The organism is Tolypothrix bouteillei VB521301, assembly GCF_000760695.4.
GTDB classification, from domain to species: Bacteria; Cyanobacteriota; Cyanobacteriia; order Cyanobacteriales; family Nostocaceae; genus Scytonema; species Scytonema bouteillei_A.
In genome coordinates this window covers 408374-425168 of record NZ_JHEG04000001.1, presented here as the reverse complement: position 1 = coordinate 425168, position 16795 = coordinate 408374, and the positions used below count along the sequence as shown (strand labels likewise).

Annotated in this window: 14 protein-coding genes and 1 pseudogene; 8 read left to right on the top strand and 7 right to left on the bottom strand. The window is 43.1% G+C overall.

All coding sequences use genetic code 11. The features are described 5' to 3' along the window. Window positions 1-72: 72 nt before the first annotated feature. Window positions 73-351, bottom strand: a complete 279-nt coding sequence (locus HC643_RS01665; RefSeq protein ID WP_038093354.1) for a hypothetical protein — start codon at window positions 349-351, stop codon at window positions 73-75. A 241-nt stretch (window positions 352-592) separates the two neighbouring features. Further along, window positions 593-1159, bottom strand: coding sequence for a tRNA (N6-threonylcarbamoyladenosine(37)-N6)-methyltransferase TrmO (tsaA, locus tag HC643_RS01660; protein WP_038093352.1), 567 nt, complete (start codon window positions 1157-1159; stop codon window positions 593-595). Between the two features lie 373 nt (window positions 1160-1532). Between tsaA and HC643_RS01655 the strand changes: the two genes are divergently transcribed. The 6 genes from HC643_RS01655 (at window position 1533) to HC643_RS01630 (ending at window position 7411) form a co-directional block, all read left to right on the top strand. Next, window positions 1533-1880 carry a hypothetical protein gene (locus HC643_RS01655; RefSeq protein WP_038093349.1) on the top strand — a complete coding sequence of 116 codons (348 nt, stop codon included), beginning with the start codon at window positions 1533-1535 and terminating at the stop codon, window positions 1878-1880. A 284-nt stretch (window positions 1881-2164) separates the two neighbouring features. Continuing rightward, complete coding sequence (locus HC643_RS01650) at window positions 2165-2989, top strand: SDR family oxidoreductase (protein WP_038093345.1); 825 nt, start codon at window positions 2165-2167, stop codon at window positions 2987-2989. Next, complete coding sequence (locus tag HC643_RS01645) at window positions 2986-3897, top strand: alpha/beta fold hydrolase (RefSeq protein ID WP_038093343.1); 912 nt, start codon at window positions 2986-2988, stop codon at window positions 3895-3897. Before HC643_RS01650 ends, HC643_RS01645 begins: the two co-directional genes overlap by 4 nt. A gap of 285 nt (window positions 3898-4182) precedes the next feature. Beyond that, on the top strand, window positions 4183-5190 hold the full coding sequence (locus tag HC643_RS01640) for a hypothetical protein (RefSeq protein ID WP_050045128.1): 1008 nt from the start codon (window positions 4183-4185) through the stop codon (window positions 5188-5190). A gap of 135 nt (window positions 5191-5325) precedes the next feature. Continuing rightward, window positions 5326-5790 (top strand): CYTH domain-containing protein, encoded by a 465-nt coding sequence (locus HC643_RS01635; RefSeq protein ID WP_038093334.1) that lies wholly within the window; start codon window positions 5326-5328, stop codon window positions 5788-5790. A 409-nt stretch (window positions 5791-6199) separates the two neighbouring features. Next, on the top strand, window positions 6200-7411 hold the full coding sequence (locus HC643_RS01630; RefSeq protein WP_237265809.1) for a PAS domain-containing protein: 1212 nt from the start codon (window positions 6200-6202) through the stop codon (window positions 7409-7411). On the opposite strand, the gene HC643_RS01625 is transcribed toward HC643_RS01630, so the two are convergent. After that, a complete protein-coding gene (locus tag HC643_RS01625; RefSeq protein WP_038093379.1) occupies window positions 7398-8375 on the bottom strand; it encodes a Rieske 2Fe-2S domain-containing protein in 978 nt (325 codons plus the stop codon). The genes HC643_RS01630 and HC643_RS01625 overlap by 14 nt on opposite strands. 249 nt (window positions 8376-8624) lie before the next feature. Between HC643_RS01625 and HC643_RS01620 the strand changes: the two genes are divergently transcribed. After that, on the top strand, window positions 8625-9422 hold the full coding sequence (locus tag HC643_RS01620; protein ID WP_038093331.1) for a TetR/AcrR family transcriptional regulator: 798 nt from the start codon (window positions 8625-8627) through the stop codon (window positions 9420-9422). Window positions 9423-9651: 229 nt separating this feature from the next. Further along, window positions 9652-11763: an S-layer homology domain-containing protein gene (locus HC643_RS01615; protein ID WP_038093375.1), complete on the top strand. Its 2112-nt coding sequence runs from the start codon at window positions 9652-9654 to the stop codon at window positions 11761-11763. A 149-nt stretch (window positions 11764-11912) separates the two neighbouring features. On the opposite strand, the pseudogene HC643_RS01610 reads toward HC643_RS01615, so the two are convergent. The 4 genes and pseudogenes from HC643_RS01610 to HC643_RS01600 all read right to left on the bottom strand — a co-directional run bounded on the left by HC643_RS01610 (window position 11913) and on the right by HC643_RS01600 (window position 16795). After that, a pseudogene (locus HC643_RS01610) lies at window positions 11913-12577 on the bottom strand (RNA-guided endonuclease InsQ/TnpB family protein). Window positions 12578-13091: 514 nt separating this feature from the next. Beyond that, window positions 13092-13397 (bottom strand): hypothetical protein, encoded by a 306-nt coding sequence (locus HC643_RS01605; RefSeq protein WP_063779439.1) that lies wholly within the window; start codon window positions 13395-13397, stop codon window positions 13092-13094. A gap of 22 nt (window positions 13398-13419) precedes the next feature. Further along, window positions 13420-13578, bottom strand: coding sequence for a hypothetical protein (locus HC643_RS41120; RefSeq protein ID WP_162002328.1), 159 nt, complete (start codon window positions 13576-13578; stop codon window positions 13420-13422). Beyond that, complete coding sequence (locus tag HC643_RS01600; protein ID WP_038082879.1) at window positions 13547-16795, bottom strand: efflux RND transporter permease subunit; 3249 nt, start codon at window positions 16793-16795, stop codon at window positions 13547-13549. The genes HC643_RS41120 and HC643_RS01600 overlap by 32 nt, the downstream gene beginning before the upstream one ends.

The window sequence follows — 16795 nt, the reverse complement described above, 5'->3', positions numbered from 1 at the left end:
TATCGTTGGATAATAAGACCTCCTTTCAGAGATATTATGGTCACACAAGATGAAGTCATAGTTTTATCAACCTCACGACAATAGCGCTAGAGTTTTTCCTTCGCGAACTTCCAACCCCGGACGCTGACTGTCCAAAGAGGAACCGGGTTGAGCATTAGCAACCCGGTTGATAAAAACTGACTGATAATCAAACTCATGTGCGATTCCGTTTACTGCGATCGCCTTTCTGGATTGCCCGAAGCTATTGTATATTTGAGACTGCTCTATCAGCATACGTCCTACTTGCTGTACATCTCCTACTTGGCGGTAGTAAGCGATCGCTTTATCCCAATAGGCAATAGACTTATCCATTTGACCCACTTGTTAATATGCTCTTGCCAAATTTTCTCAAACCACCGCCTCACCTGCGCGAGCGTGAGTATCCTTGTAAATCGTTAAAGCTTGCTCCCAGTCTTTTATTGCACTCTGCAAGCGTCCCATTGGTAACTTTCAACACCCTGCTGCACTAATGGTTGACCAGCATCAGGAGTTTGTGCGTTCTTAAGATACTTTTACCCCATCTTGAAGATATCAATGTAGAAATATCCAAATGTCAAAGAGTTGGTCTATCTTTTCCGAAGATATCTATTTCATACTCTTGGGCATTTTCCATTTCATTGACATAGCCGCATTTGGCATTTGGAAAAGAATCACAGTAAGTGACGTAAGGCTTAATATCGAGTACGGGCGTTTGGTCAAGCAGATCGATTCCCTGGATATGCAAAATCAAACCTTCTATTTTGATCAACTTGGGAGCGCTGATTCCAATGGGGTTGGGACGATGGGGGGCGCGAGTCGCTAGTGTCCCTCGTCGGATGCGCGGTCCGCGTGGCAGTATAACAGTAGGGTTCCAATGCTTGTTGAGATGCAGCCATGAGATGACCCAAATGCGCTCAAAGCCATCCATGTCTTTGAGGGCAATGGGAGGTATTATATTGGGGAAAAGTTCTATTTGTGCTATTGCTGGCTGGTAATATGATGGGGCGCGTTGAAGTTCGGCTTGACGTGGCGTACCGTGTCTCTCTTTGTAAGGGGAGTGAATTACACCTATAGGGTGTAAAGTAATTCCATCAGGAAAAGAAACTGCTTGAATGTAGTCTTTGGGCGGAAGTTTAGGCATACTAATGTATTACGGATGTAATATATTATAAGTATTTCAAATAACAGAGGAATCATTATATAAGATTCTCTATTGTCTTTGTGTTCTCTGCGACTCTGCAGTTCTTTAATTTAACAGACATCTGTAAAAACGCTTTAGACAGTGCATTTTTACATGATTTTTTGGAAATGTCTAATATTCTTTAGGTCTAGACCAAATTATGACTTCTGTTAGAGGAATAATTACTTTTTTTGCAGTTAATCTTAGTTTTGTAAACGGGGCTGCTCATATAAGTGGGATTTGGCTGATTTTTTAAGCGAACCCCTATTTGTAGAGATGTTGCAATGTCCCGCCACCTCAAGATGTATTGAGAATACAATAACGGAGTCTTGTTATGACAAATATGATTTCTCGGGCGATCGCTCACATCAGTGGTTTCTTCAAAGAATTTCAAGTTAAGCGTTTCGTATCTGTTGTTCTAGTTGGATTTTTGGTACTAACAACAAGCGTTAATGCTGACCGGAGTGCTCAAGCTGTCACCAAGAAAGTTGACCAAGCAATACAAAGAGATACCTCTGACAGACCAAAAACAACCGGAGAGTGGAATAGAGAAGCTCGTAAAACAGAAGATGATCCTGGCAAACGAGCTCAAAGAATTGCGAAAGAATCCGCAGAAGCAGTGAAAGACTTTGGATCTGTGTATCCAGACACCGCTAAAAGAACCGCAGGCGATCGCGACTAATTCTTCTCCCTTTGATGCGCCCCTCTCCAAATCTAGAGGATACACCTGGTATTCCAGGTATCGGGCTCGCCACCTCATTCCCCACGCAAAGCGTGGGGAATGAGGTGAGGCGGTTCCGTCCACAAGGGGACGCAATGCCTCATATCATGTTCGCTAATAACTTAAAAATGAATTGGTTTGTAGTTGCGCTCAGCAGGTTCGCCGCTCTTGCTCGCTGCAGGCTGGGTAGAGCAGATTATAAACAGAGCATAAGTATCGCTCCGAACATGATATTGTAAATAATTATGAACATTACTATTATTGGTTGCGGATACGTAGGTTGTGCAGTAGCGCAATATTGGCAGAAAATGCCTTTCACAATTACTGCGACTACCACGACCCCCGAACGCGTTCCCTTACTGCAAGCAGTAGCCCAACGCGTTGTCATTGTTAAAGGCAGCGATCGCGAAGGTTTAAGATCGGTTTTAAAAAATCAAGATGTCATACTTTTGAGTGTTGGTGCTAAGGGCGCTGATAACTATGAAGAAGCTTACTTGCAAACTGCTCGAACTTTAATCGATACCCTAAAACAAACACCAACTGTCCGACAACTCATCTATACGGGCAGTTATTCTGTATACGGCGATAAAAATGGAGATTGGGTAGATGAGGAGTCATCTCTCGAACCCGCCAACAAAAATGGGGAAATTCTGAGGGATACCGAACAAATTTTACTATCAGCTTCTGATGACAATCTCCGTGTTTGTATTTTACGGTTGGGAGGAATTTACGGTCCCGGTAGAGAGTTGGTAAAAATATTTGGTCGATTTGCCGGTACAACCCGACCTGGTAATGGAGAGGATGTTACCAACTGGATTCACTTAGACGATATTGTTGGTGCAATAGAGTTTGCCCGCGAGCATCAACTGCAAGGTATTTATAACTTGGTTGATGATACACGCATGACAAGCCGAGAATTATACGATCGCCTGTATGAAGCACACAATCTACCAAAAGTCACATGGGATTCTTCCCAACAGAGCAAGCGTCCCTACAATGCCAGGGTATCTAATAAGAAAATAAAAGAGGCGGGATACAAGCTCATTCACCCCGATAAGATTTTTAAATGATGATTCAAGATCGAGCAACATCTTCCACCCAGTTTTACACTTGGAAAAACTACCGCGCTTGCTACGAAGTTCTCAATCCAAGCTTTTCAGCACCTGAAGGCACGCCCCTGTTACTGATTCACCCCATTGGTGTTGGCTTGTCACGAAAATTTTGGCGGCGGTTTTCGAGTGAGTGGTACAAACAAGGACACCGCAATTCCATTTACAATCCTGATTTGTTGGGCTGCGGTGAAAGCGATATGCCCCACGTTGCTTGCACTCCTATGGATTGGGCACAACAGTTGCAACACTTGCTGCAAACAGTTGTACAAAAACCTGTCATTGTTATCGTGCAAGGTGCTTTATTTCCAGTTGCCATAGAATTAGCCCAACAAGAACCCAATTTTGTTGCTCGATTAGTGCTAGCGAGTCCTCCCGCTATGCCTTTGCTGACGAAAGACACACCCGAGTGGCGGCAGAAAACAATTTGGAATCTTCTGGATTCACCTTTGGGCAATGCTTTTTACCGCTACGCACGACGTGCAAAGTTTTTAAGCTCCTTCTCCACTCGTCAACTGTTTAAAGAAAGCGAGGCTGTAGATGCTGAATGGATAACTACTTTACAGCAGGGTGCAACAAATCCTGAGAGCCGCCATGCCGTTTTTGCGTTTTTAGCGGGCTTTTGGCGTAAGGATTATAGCAGCGCCATATCTTCTATCAAACAACCAACATTAGTCGTTTTAGGAGAGGATATTTCAAGCATTGCCAAAGAAGGTAAAGGATTGAATCCAGATGAATGGTTAGCTGATTATCTTACTCGTTTGCCTGAGGGTCGGGGAGTCAAGATTCCCGGTCGCAATGTTTTGCCCTATGAATCTACTCCTGAATTTGTTAGAGCCATAGCACCATTTATTGGCGAGCTATCCTAAATTTTAAAGCAGGCAGTTCTAGAACACCAATTGAGTCATTCTACGCACCCCGGTTTCTCGGCGTTGCACAGCTTGGTATCTCATTGGCGTAGAGACGCGTAAAACAGCGCCTTTCTACAAGAGAAACGGGATTTTTGAAATGAATGTACCGAGTCTAAAAATCCAAATTTGCTCTTGCTTGCTACATGAAAGTCTTACTTGAGTGACAAATTAAAAAAACGTAACAGCACACTTGTAGTACTTTTGCGGCACACTGATGTGAGGAGACAAAATAAAATTGAAAAGATGGCAACTGAAAATTCCCGCATTGTTACGTATTTACCCCCAGAACTGGCTGAGCGGTTGAAACAATTTTGTGATGAAACGCAAACAAAAACCAGTGAAGCTATCAAACAAATTGTTAGTGAATTTTTTGGTAAACCTCAGAGTTCCTCGACCAGTGCTCAGGATTGGGAACCGCGAGTAGCGGCTATCGAGAAACGGTTATCTTTATTAGATGAGTTTACACAAAAAATATCTGCCTTAGAAAGTTCTTTTGCCGGAATCCAGGAACAAATGAATGTTCCTCCCAGTGTTCCAGCACAAGATATTTCACCAGCAGTCGTAGAAAGTGCGCCTGAAACCGAGCCGGAACCAAGCAACACATCGGAGGAAACTCCTAAAGTTACCTCTCAAAAGAAAAGCAAAAACGGTTCTGTTTCAAAAACTAGCAAAACATCTGAGGACACTCCTGAAGTTACCCCTCAGAAGAAAAGCAAAAACGGCTCTGTTTCAAAAACTAGCAAAACATCTGAGGACATTCCTGAAGTGGCTTCTCAGAAGAAAAGCAAAAACGGCTCTGTTTCAAAAACTAGCAAAACATCTGAGGACATTCCTGAAGTAACTTCTCAGAAGAAAAGCAGAAACGGCTCTGTTTCAAAAACCAGCAAAACATCTGCGGCTACTGCTAAAGTAACTTCCCAGAAGAAAAGCAAAAACGGCTCTGTTCCAGAAACTAGCAAAACATCTGAGGGGACTTCTAAGACCCAATCTCGGAAGAAAAGCAAAGATGAGCCCGCTTTAGAAACCAGCGAAACATCTGATGTCACTCCAGTCGCATCGCCCAAAGTATCTACCGCCAGCCAAACATGCACTGTCAATGAGTTGGCTAAAAGATTGAGCGTCACAAAAACGACAATATCGCGCAACAAAGACCGAGAGAATTTCCGCTCTTGGTCTCAGGGACACGATCCAGAAGGAGTGGCTTGGGAATTTCACCCTGAGGAGATGCTTTTTTATTCATTAAAAGAATAAAAACTCTCAGTTGAAAATTAGCGAATTCCGGGAACCGTGTTTTTGAGAATGCTCGATCGACCAATCTGTAATATCAGAAACTGTCCCGGTATACTTTTAATCTGGTGTCACTAGGAAATTGAATAAGGAACTAAAATGGCACGAGAAATAGAACGTAAATTTTTAGTCAAAGGAAATAGTTGGCGCAACCAGGGAACGGGAAGCGCTTACCGCCAGGGATATATAGCCACGCAAAAAGGAGCCACTGTACGCGTTCGCATAGTAGGCGAGCGGGGTTATTTAACGATTAAAGGACCTACTGTTAACTACTCAAGAGCAGAGTTTGAGTATTCTATTCCCTTTGAAGATGCTCAAGAAATGCTGGATACCTTGTGCCAGAGACCTTTGATAGAAAAAATTAGGTATAAAGTGGAATGGGGGGGTTTGATTTGGGAAATTGACGAGTTTGAGGGTGTTAATAAAGGGCTGATTTTAGCAGAAGTTGAACTGAGTGATGAAAAACAACAGATTGAATTACCAGTCTGGATTGGTGAGGAAGTTTCAGATAATCCTAAATATTTTAATAGCAATTTAGTAAAAGATCCCTTTTTACAATGGTGAGATTATCTGTGTCAAAATCTACAGAAAATACAAAAACCCCTGCTACGTAGGGTAAGACTGCAGGGGTACTTAAGGATATCAATGTGTATTCGACTTCTTATTGTCTTTGACATTTACAAAAATGTTTACTATCTATAGATAGGTTAAATGTAAAGTTAAATTGTGATTTACAATACAATAAATAATTACGAGATTATCTGTATGTGGTATCAAGACAAATTGAGCGATCGCTATGTAAAATAAATATAGAATAAATTCTTGAGTGAATGGGTTTGATGTTAAATATATTAAAAAAAAATCTATATACAATTATTTTAATTAAACATTTTTTTGATAAAAAAATTAAATTTATTGTTTGACAATTTATAGATTGTGAAAAATTGAAAATTTAAAGAATAGGAACTTCAATATGGATATAAACAAGATAGAAATAGAAACGTTTGCTCAACGCGCAGAGGGAATGTATAGACGCTTAGAAACTCTGTACAGCGATTCTAGCGGTACTGTGAATTTGTCACCGGACAGGTTGCCTCAAACTTTTATGGAACTCGGTCATGCATCCGAAATCGTTAAATTAGCGACTGAGGAACTGTACCAGCAAAATGAGGAAATTGCACAGTTACGGAACTTAGCAGAAATAGAACGCCAACGGTATCGGGAATTATTTGAGTTGGCTCCCGATGCTTATTTAGTGACAGATAATTTTGGCATCATTCAGGAAGCCAACCGTTTGGCTGCTCATATGTTTAATTTGTCACAACATTATTTAGTAGGAAAACCAATTGCCAATTATGTTCCTTTAGACGAGCGTCATCGCTTTCGTAGCTTTCTCAAGCAGCTTGAGGAATGTGGAGATAAAGCAATGGAGTTAGTCCTGTGCTTTTTAAAACGCAATGGGGATTTGTTTGATGCTGCTATAACAGTAGCGGTTACCCGCAATAAACAGGGTCAACTCATAGAAGCTCGCTGGCTGATACGTGACATTAGCGAACAGCAAGCTGTGCTAAGAGATCGCCATCCCAAGCTAGCAGAATTAGCATCCATCAACCATGACTCTAACCTGGAGGAAAATCGTCTTTTGCATAAATATTGCAAAGGAGAAACAATTCCTCTCAATCCAAGTGCAATTTGGTATGTGTCTCAGGGTGTAGTCAAGTTGAGTACACTTTGTGAAACGGGAGAGGAAGTGTTAATTGGGTTAGCCGGAGAAGGCATGGTTTTTGGTTCGAGTCTAACCTCGCTACACATTTATCAAGCAACAGCTTTGTCAGATACAGAGTTGTCACCAATTTCTTTAGCAGAAATTTCAACTTCCGAAACTCTCAGTCAAACATTATTACCAAAAATTAATCGCAGGTTAAGGCAAACAGAAGCTTTTTTAGCTGTTGTTGGTAGGCGAAGGGTTGAAGACCGTCTTGACTCTCTATTGCAGCTTCTCAAACAAGAAATCGGGCAAAAAGTTCCTCAAGGGATTTGCTTTAGCGTTCGCCTGACTCATGAAGATCTTGCTAGTGCTTGCTGTACTACCAGAGTCACAATTACACGGTTGATGGGAAAATTACAAAAACAAGGAAAAATTGGTTTTGACTCAAAAAACCACATTATTCTCAAACATTTGTAACAGATGCCATTTCCCAATCCCGGTAGAGGCTTTCGGCGTAGAACATAATCTCTTCATGTGGTAGTCTGATTTTAGCTTTGTCTCTAGGGTACAAGTTCTCAATAGCTGTTGTATCTTGCTCAACTACAGTTGCGACAGCTTTAAGAACTGAATTTTTTAATAATAAATTCAAAACAGGGAACTTCATTTTCGTGTAGACAAGAACAAAAGTTTTAGTACTATTTTCCGTTTCAGGATAGAGGACATGAGTTTGTAACAGTTCAACAGCAGGAGTTTGGGTTTGAAAGGTTGTAAGAGAGGGGAAAGCGTATTCTAAAGTACCTTTATACATTTTAGGCGCGATTGTTAACGCAGGATTGCTTAAAATTTCACTCAGTGTATTGTCATCTCTATAAAGTTCTTGAATAACCCTAGCCCAATACCCATCGCGTTCAAAGCTAACAATATGATTGGCTTTGATTTTAAATAACTCGCGATGGGTGCCATTTTGGTGATTGTAGTCATAATTAATTAAAAGGTTGTCTAAAAAACTGCCTTTGATACTTTTAATTCCAGCAACTCCTAAAAAATTCAGCCCCGTTTTCAATTTTGAAATTAAATTAGGGACTGGAATTTTTGGTTTTAACCCACCATATGTCCAGATACAATCATCGACAACAATCAGTTCTAAAGGTTTTGCAATCGCGTGACCGTTTGTTTTTCCTTCTCGATACAATCTGCCTTCCCCATCAAATTCTAGTGCATGAAAGGGACAGGCAATTGTGTTTCTATCTTTGCAGATCCATCCATCCGACAAAGGAGCTTGCATGTGAGGACAGACATTATCAAGAGCAAAAACTTCGCCTTTCTGATTTTGCCACAAAACATAATCATGACCGTTTAGCGTAATTTTTAAAGGTTTGTTTGCAGCCAACATGGATTTGTGAGCAATTAACCAAGGAGCACCAGGTAAGATAGGGTTCATATTTTTCTCCCTTAAATAAAATGCAGCTGACAGCAGGGCTGAGTTCTTCGCATTAGCCCCCATTTTTCTGTAAAATTGTGACAAATAATACCAGCTTGAATTTGGCGTTTTAGATTTTGGATTGAAAAAGCCTCACTTGGGCTTGATTCTACCCAACTCTCTGTCGCACTCTTTTTTCAAATAGGTATAATTTGTGTTTCTATCCTAAATCATGACAGATTATTCACATTTGTCAAGATATATTTTTTTATGAGTGACTTGCAACCAACTTCCCCTTCTATGCGCCGTCAACCAAAGCAAAAGCGAAGTCAGCAACGTGTTGAACGCATCCTAGATGCAGCAGCTGAAGTCTTTGATGAGGTTGGTTTTGAGGCAGCAACAACTCATGCGATCGCAACACGCGCTGATACAGCGATCGGTTCTCTATACCAATTTTTTCCAGATAAGATGACCATTTTCCATGCTTTGGAATTGCGTCACAGGGAAAGAGTCTATGCTGCATGGGCTAAATTCAACAAGCCAGAAATTATTCAACAGCCTTTTGAAGGATTTGTCTCAGCAATGGCTGCAGTCTATAAAGAACTTCTTCAAGACCAAACTTGCCGAATTGTTTTCATGCAATACTTTACGTCTCCAGCAATTTTTCAAAATATTGACGAAAGTTTTACCCAAGAAGCGATTGACTTCATGGCAAAACTACTACAGCAGCGCAATCGGGCGTTAATTCCAGAACAATGCCAGCTACTAGCTGAAGTGTGCGTTCATGCTTGTAACACATTGGCACTTGTAGCACTACGCAGTCCTGAATCCCACCGACAGAAGCTTTTCGAGCAAATCCAAGTATTGTTATTTGCCTACCTGCGCCCCCACATAGGGGATGAAATAGGGAATGAAGTTTCTCCACCCCAGGTAATGAAAGTAATGAAATCAATCAAATGTCCCCATTGCGATTCCAGTGCAGTGTCTAAAAACGGTCACCGTCATGGCAAGCAGCGTTACATCTGTAAAGAATGTGGCAAGCAATTTCCAGAAAGCTACTCCCGGTGAATGAAAGTAATGAAAATTGGTTGAAAATGAACGCAGCGAGCGCCACAACGGTTTCCGTTTTTACCAAATTAACGAGATTACAGTAATTCTACGCAAGAAATACAAAATTATGAAGTTTCTTAAAATTTTGAGGTCGGTGTTAATTTTTACTGTGCAAGAGGGATAAATAGACGAGAGAGGCATTAGGGCGCATTTACCATTAATGCTGTTTTCAATGGTGTGGGACAAAATGAATCAATCCTATTTAACGAACTTCGGCAAAATTGTTTTGGCAGCTGCTTACTTGGCGATCGCATCTCCAGTATCGTCAGCTATGGCAACTTCCGTACCAAAAAATACCGAAGCACAAAGCGCTGAAACTTCTGCAAAGCAACAATTATTAATTGCTGATGATAATGATGATACTAACATAAAAGCTTCATTATTACCAGAAGAAGTTAAAACAGCGGTATTCAGTGACATTTCTCAACGTGCGAGTGTAGAAGCTTCTGCATTGCGCGTTGTGAAAGCAGAAAGGATTATTTGGCCCAATGGTTGTTTGGGATTAAAAGAAGAAGGAAGTTGTACCAAAGCTTTAGTACCGGGTTGGCAACTTGTCGTTGCTGGTAACCAGCAAATGTGGGTTTACCGCACGAACGAGTCTGGTGCGATCGCAAAGCTTGATGAAGGATCAACCCAAGCTATCACTGCAACAATGATGAAGGTGCGAAGCACCAACGAACAAATTACCAGTCGCACAACTGCTATCCAACGCCGTGAAACCGTAGTGGTACAACGCAGAACTCAAGCAAGTGCTGTAGCGGCTTCCGCACAAAGTTCTCAGTCTAGCGGTGCAGTTGCTGCATCCGTACAAAGCACTCAAATCAGTGCTGCGACTGTTGCTGTTAAGAGCAAAACAGGTTTTACCCTTTCTATTTTGCAACCATCGGGGAGTTTTTCAGAAGCGATCGCCCGTATTTCTGTTAAAGGTAAACGCGGTAAAGGGTATTTCAAAGAACGCTTTTTGGGTGACTACAAATACAAGATTAAGCAGAAAGCTAAATTTGTGAAGGGTTTGAAAGCAGGCGATAGGGTCGTTGTGCGCTTGTTTGATACTCAAAATCGCTTTATCGGCTACAGCGAATTTGAATCTTTGTCTGCAAATACAGTCGTTAATCTGATTTTATCGGCAAACCCAACACAGTATAAAGTTGTTCGTACTGTTTACGGTTTAGATGCTGACTTTGATGGCGTTATTGATGAAGGTTCTACCACCTATGACTACTTCTCCCAAGTAAGCGGTCAAAGTGCTAGCTTCTTCACCAGTTCCCAACAAGTTAAAGTGAGTCAGTTCCAAGCTCAAGGTTATTCAACTGTTGCTAAGACGAGCGTTTATCCTGCATCCTTCTCCAAAGGTGAATTTGCAGTTGTGCGTCAGTCTCTCAATGTTTTTAGTTCTAATTTAGCAGCAGCTTTAAAAGCTAAACCCGGTCAACTGGTACAACTACAAGAAGTGAGCGCGGACGGTAGATCCACTTACGATATTACCCAAATGATGATGGGCTATCGGGAAATCGGGACAGCCAGTGGCGTTCAAGTGAAGTTTTCGGATGTGTCTGTCAATCACTGGGCAAAAGATTTTATTGCTGAGCTAGCAGCCCTAGAAATTATTGAAGGTTTCCCTGATGGAACTTTCCGCCCAGATGAATATGTGACTCGCGCTCAATTTGCAGCCATGCTAAGCCAAGCTTTCGATAGAGTTACAATTCGGAGTGCAGTTAAGTTCACAGATGTCTCAACAGCATACTGGGCTTACAATGCTATCCGCGAAGCTTATCAAATGGGCTTCTTGGGAGCTCCTGGCAATAAGTTCAACCCAACGATGAACCTTTCTCGCCTGGAAACTTTATTTGCCTTGGCAGAAGGTCTCAACTATACTGTCAGCGGCTCTACAGAAGCAATTCTGACCGCCTACACTGATGCAACCACTATCAGAAGCGACGTGCGGAATGCGATCGCAGCACTAACACAACGGGGTATTGTCGTTAATTATCCTGACGTTCAGTCTCTCAACGCTGACAAAGTCGCAACTCGCGCTGAAGTTGTCGCTTTGATCTATAAAGCATTGGTGAGCACTGGGGAAGTGGTAGATATATCCTCGCAATATGCTGTAGGACAATCGCAAATGCAAGTTGGACAGCAAGGAGAAGCTGAAGATCTCAATATCGAACAGGTGAAACCCAAAAAACAGCATTGCAATCAAGGAATTGGTAACGGTGCTGAGGGTTGCGATCCTGGAAATTCTCATCCTCATGGTGGAAGTAACGACGAAGGCGGGCGTACTCCTGGAATGAAGAAGTGAAATATATAGCAATCCTATTTGAGATCCGGACAAGGGGGACAAGGGGGACAAGGGAGACAAGGGAGACAAGGGAGACAAGGAAGAGGTGTTTGTAACTTAGTTAGGACTGCTACAGATCCCCGACTTATCAGGAGGTACAGTCGGGTGAACTACCCACACTGAGTTGGAGTACCAAGTACAGTGTGGGCTTCCAGTTTCACAGGGGATTGCCGCGTCTTGGACTTGCGTCCGCGATTTGGTCTTACATCCCCTCCACTGGCAGACTCCCCCGTCCCAGAGGAGATTAGCATTCTGATACCCTCTGCTCTAATATTTTTAGCAGCATTCTCATCTCTATCGTGATGAGTACCACAACTAGGACACGCCCATGTACGGACATCCAACCGCATCTCATCAACTTGGTAATGACAATTAGAGCAAAGCTTGGAGCTAGGGAACCATCGGTCTATTTCTACTAACACTTTGCCTTCTTTTTCTAGCTTGTATGCCAAGAAGTTAGTAAAAGTCCCCTATCCTACATCAGATATTGCTTTAGCTAATTTGTGATTACGAACCATGCACGGGACAAATTAAGACTTACAGATTGTAACACCTGTGAATAACATTCTCCCAGCCATTCAAACTCTTTTTTGAGCGATGGCAACATGGAGTTTAGACCAGATTGAGACAAACCTTTACCAGTCGCTTTGTAAGTTTCAATGCACTTATTCAGTCCATAGTTCCACCACCAACGCGCACAGCCAAAATGTTGTGCAAGTATTTGTTTTTGTTCATCCGTTGGGTATAAGCGTACTTTTACAGCTCGTCTTAACACTAGTAGTCCACCACATAAGTTTTAATGGGTAAAACGATGTTCAAGCTCATCCTCTTTTTCTCTTCCTCTGCGCCCTCTGCGCCTCTGCGGTTTTTCAATCAACCCTCAAAATTAATGTGGTGAACCACTAGTCTTCACCTCCTTGATTGATTTCCTTACTATAATATCCTATTTGCAGTAAAGCTATTCCGGAAATATTTGGCTACTCCTCATACATCTTTTTCCTCTCTTACCAGGGCGTAAGAATTGGTCAAAGATGTAATCGTCGCAGCCCGCCTTATATCCCGCCACTGATTCGGAGTACCGAATGAGCGTGGGGGACTTACGGCGAATTAGTTAAATTGGGATGGTATCTCCGAAGCTTGTGGATCCAATCTGCAAGGATTGAAACGCGAGGCGGAGCCTCCCTTACTCCCATAGATTGGCTGTATTCTCCCAGGAGAGGGGTTTGGGGTGAGGTTTATTTTGACTTAGGTGGGGTTGGTATTAATTAGCTGCACGATGTATCTGTATCTTATTCAGGAAGATCCCTTCTACGGGGGATCTCGTTAAGGTCTCCCCTACTCGATCGAACAGCTTTATCCAGATCCTGTAGCAAATCTTCTTCCTCATCCCGCTCTTGCTTCAGTTCCCGAATCATTTCCTGACTTGAACCAATTAGCAAGCCAGCAACTGCACCAACAATGGCGTATTTTCGATCTAAATCTTTATAAATTTGGCTTGTGTAGGGGCAAGGAAATAAGTGAGCGATCGCTATACCAATTCCCGTACCCACGACTGCGGTCACAATGCCAGAGAAAGCGATTAATTTGGCGTTCATATATTTTGCCTCGCCATACTCTTTAGTTATTAGGGTACATCTCATGAGTTAGGGTTTCATTGACTTGCGCCTCAATCTTCATTTCTTGTAATAAGCTGTTAAACGGGCATTCTTTCCCTGTTGCTTGATTCACGGGGATCTGACAAAGACTATGAGGTAGAGTCATTAGATACGCTGTCATCGCCAGTTTGCTTTACAGCAGACGAATGCGCTTGTGCGATCGCCACAGGCTGTCCATCCTCGTGCCTGTTAGAGGAAGGTTGTTTGGTTCGATGAGAAGGTTTGCGATTTAGGAAGCGATCCTCGAAAGACTTGATAATTACATACAGAACTGGAACAACGAGCAAACTCAAGATCGTTGCTACCAGTAGCCCTCCAAATAACGCCGTTCCCAACGACCAGCGCGAAGCGGAACCTGCTCCTGTAGCAATTACGAGGGGGAAAAATCCGAGCAATGATGCACTTGAGGTCATGACAATTGGTCGAAACCGTTCTTGTGCGGCGGTTAAGGCTGCTTGTCGAATCGTCATGCCTTGTTCAAAAGCCTGATTCGCAAACTCGACGATCAAAATCGCGTTTTTCGAGGCGAGTCCGATCAGCATCACCAACGCTACGTTCGCGTAGACATCGTTCACCAAACCCCGCAAAGCGAGTGCGCTTAACGCACCCAACAAAGCTAACGGTACGGTCAAAAGAATAATGGCAGGGTCAATGTAACTTTCATACTGAGCCGCTAGTGTGAGAAACACCATAACGATCCCGAAGCCAAAAATCAGAATTCCCAAGTTACCGGCGGCTAATTCTTCGCGGGCGGTTCCCGTCCAATCACTACCAACGCCCGGTGTTGCTGCTTCGGTCACCGCTTGCTGCATTGTTTGGATCGCTTGTCCGCTACTGTATCCTGATGCTTCTCTGCCTTGCAAATTGATTGAGCGGAAGCCATTGTAATGACTGATTACGGCTGGTCCTGTGATAGGTGTAAGTTTTGCAACCTCACTCAATCGAATCATTTGGTTGTCTGCCGATCGCACATAAAGCTGACCGATATCATCTGGCGAACGACGGTAGTTGCCTTCTGCCTGAACGTAAACGCGATAGCTCCTTTGTCCGAGTGTAAAATCATTGATATACTGCGAACCAATGGCGGCAGAGAGTGTGTTAACAGCTTGCTGAAAATCGACATTGAGCGCTTCAAGACGATTGCGATCGAAGTCGATTTCAAACTGTGGAGTACTGGCGGTAAACTGTGTAAATACGTTACCTCTAAGGGCTGGTGTTTGATTCGCTTGCGCTACAATCGCTTGTGCATTAGCAAAAAAATCATCAATTGTCAATCGCCCGTTGGTGCGGTCTTCCAGCTGGAGTTCAAATCCACCCAATGTACTAAAGCCTTGAATCGGTGGGGGACTCACTGCGGTGATAATGGCTTCTGGGATCGTTTGAAATGCACCATTGATTCGGTTTAAAATTGCAGAAGCACTTTGCTCGGGTTGTTTGCGCTCTTCCCAAGGCTTAAGTCTGGCAAAGAACACGCCTCGATTCGATCCACTACCTGCAAAGCCAAATCCGGAAGTTGCGAAAACATTATCAATCTCTGGTTCTTTTTGCAGAATTTGTTCGAGTTTTTCAATCACTCGATCGGTATAACCGAGAGCAACTCCATCTGGAGCTTGAATGATGCCCAATAGAGTGCCTTGATCTTCATTGGGAACAAATCCGGTGGGAACATGAGTGAACATGAAGTAGGTTGCGGCTAAGCCTACCACGAACAATCCAATGACAGCATAACGAACGCGAATCAGAAAATTCACGATCGCGAGATACCGTTGAACGATCCATTGCAGCACCTGATTAAATCGGTTAAAAAACCAGCCAAGCGGACCCCTTGCAGGTTGTGGCGGGCGCAGCAAAATGGCAGATATGCTGGGACTGAATGACAGTGCATTAAACGTAGAAATTGCAATTGAGAATGCAATGACTAACGCAAACTGCTGATACATTTTTCCAGTCGAGCCCGGAAAAAACGCTACCGGGATAAAGACTGCCATTAACACAAGCGATGTTGAAACTACCGCCCCAGAGAGTTCCTCCATTGCCTCAACCGACGCTTGCAAGGGTCTTACTCCCTGTTCAATTTTGCCAGCAATTGCCTCCACGACGATAATCGCGTCATCAACGACTAATCCTGTCGCTAAGATTAATCCAAATAAAGTCAAATTGTTTAGTGAGAATCCAAACACGTAAGCAAATGCTAAAGCGCCGATGAGCGAAACGGGAATAGCAACAATTGGAATAATAGTCGCTCGCCAGTTTTGCAGAAACAGATAAATCACGAGAACCACAAGCGCGATCGCTTCAACGAGCGTTATGATGACTTCTTCAAGCGACGCTTGGACAAACCCAACGGTATCGTAAACGATTTGGGCTTTTAATCCAGGTGGAAAGTCTTTCATCAGGTCATCCATCTGCGCTTGAACGTTTTTCGCTACATCCAGCGCATTACTACCCGGTAATTGATAAATTGCTATACCAATAGCAGGCTTGCTATTATTCCTCGCATTACTAGCGTAAGTTTCCGAGCCGAGTTCGGCACGCCCTACATCTTGGAGTTTGATTAAATTTCCATTACTCCCCACTTTGATAACGAGATTCTCAAACTCTGATGCATTTCTAAACTGACCGTTAACTCGTAGGGGAATTTCATAGCTTTGACCCGGAGGTACAGGCTGTTGACCTAATGTTCCAGCGCCTGCAAGAATGTTTTGCGATCGCAGTGCAGTTGCAACATCTGCCACGGTTAATTGCCGACTCGCTAATGCATTGGGATCGAGCCACAACCGCATCGCATACTGCTTCTCACCAAAGATCGTGATATCACCGACTCCCGGTGTTCTTAGCAGTTGATCCCGCAAATTCAGATCGATATAATTACTGATAAAAAGTGCGTCATACTCATTATTTTCTGGATAAACCGCATACACTAGCAGAATGCTTGTAGAAGCCGTTTGCGCCGTCACACCAAATTGTTGCACGGTCGTTGGTAACCGAGGCGTGGCACGGGCAATGCGATTCTGCACGTTCACTTGGTCAATATTTTTATCCGTCTGCGGTCCGAAATACACCGAGATTTGGCTACTCCCCGCCGAACTGTTCGAGGTCATGTACTGCATTCCCTCGACGCCATTGATTTGTCGCTCTAGTGTGGTTGTTACCGCAGTTTCGACAGTTTCCACATCCGCGCCAGTATAGCTTGCTGAGACCTGAACGCGAATCGGCGCAATATCCGGCAAGTAATTGAGCGGTAACAAAGGAATACACACGCTCCCCACAATCAGAATCACTAGGGTACAAACGGTAGTTAAGACCGGGCGTTTGATAAAAGTATTTGCGATCGACAT

Bases quoted from the DNA above. Each gene is read 5' to 3' on its own strand.
- HC643_RS01665 (WP_038093354.1), bottom strand. From the start codon at position 351: ATGGATAAGTCTATTGCCTATTGGGATAAAGCGATCGCTTACTACCGC.
- tsaA (WP_038093352.1), bottom strand. From the start codon at position 1,159: ATGCCTAAACTTCCGCCCAAAGACTACATTCAAGCAGTTTCTTTTCCT.
- HC643_RS01655 (WP_038093349.1), top strand. From the start codon at position 1,533: ATGACAAATATGATTTCTCGGGCGATCGCTCACATCAGTGGTTTCTTC.
- HC643_RS01650 (WP_038093345.1), top strand. From the start codon at position 2,165: ATGAACATTACTATTATTGGTTGCGGATACGTAGGTTGTGCAGTAGCG.
- HC643_RS01645 (WP_038093343.1), top strand. From the start codon at position 2,986: ATGATGATTCAAGATCGAGCAACATCTTCCACCCAGTTTTACACTTGG.
- HC643_RS01640 (WP_050045128.1), top strand. From the start codon at position 4,183: ATGGCAACTGAAAATTCCCGCATTGTTACGTATTTACCCCCAGAACTG.
- HC643_RS01635 (WP_038093334.1), top strand. From the start codon at position 5,326: ATGGCACGAGAAATAGAACGTAAATTTTTAGTCAAAGGAAATAGTTGG.
- HC643_RS01630 (WP_237265809.1), top strand. From the start codon at position 6,200: ATGGATATAAACAAGATAGAAATAGAAACGTTTGCTCAACGCGCAGAG.
- HC643_RS01625 (WP_038093379.1), bottom strand. From the start codon at position 8,375: ATGAACCCTATCTTACCTGGTGCTCCTTGGTTAATTGCTCACAAATCC.
- HC643_RS01620 (WP_038093331.1), top strand. From the start codon at position 8,625: ATGAGTGACTTGCAACCAACTTCCCCTTCTATGCGCCGTCAACCAAAG.
- HC643_RS01615 (WP_038093375.1), top strand. From the start codon at position 9,652: ATGAATCAATCCTATTTAACGAACTTCGGCAAAATTGTTTTGGCAGCT.
- HC643_RS01605 (WP_063779439.1), bottom strand. From the start codon at position 13,397: ATGAACGCCAAATTAATCGCTTTCTCTGGCATTGTGACCGCAGTCGTG.
- HC643_RS41120 (WP_162002328.1), bottom strand. From the start codon at position 13,578: ATGACAGCGTATCTAATGACTCTACCTCATAGTCTTTGTCAGATCCCC.
- HC643_RS01600 (WP_038082879.1), bottom strand. From the start codon at position 16,795: ATGTCGATCGCAAATACTTTTATCAAACGCCCGGTCTTAACTACCGTT.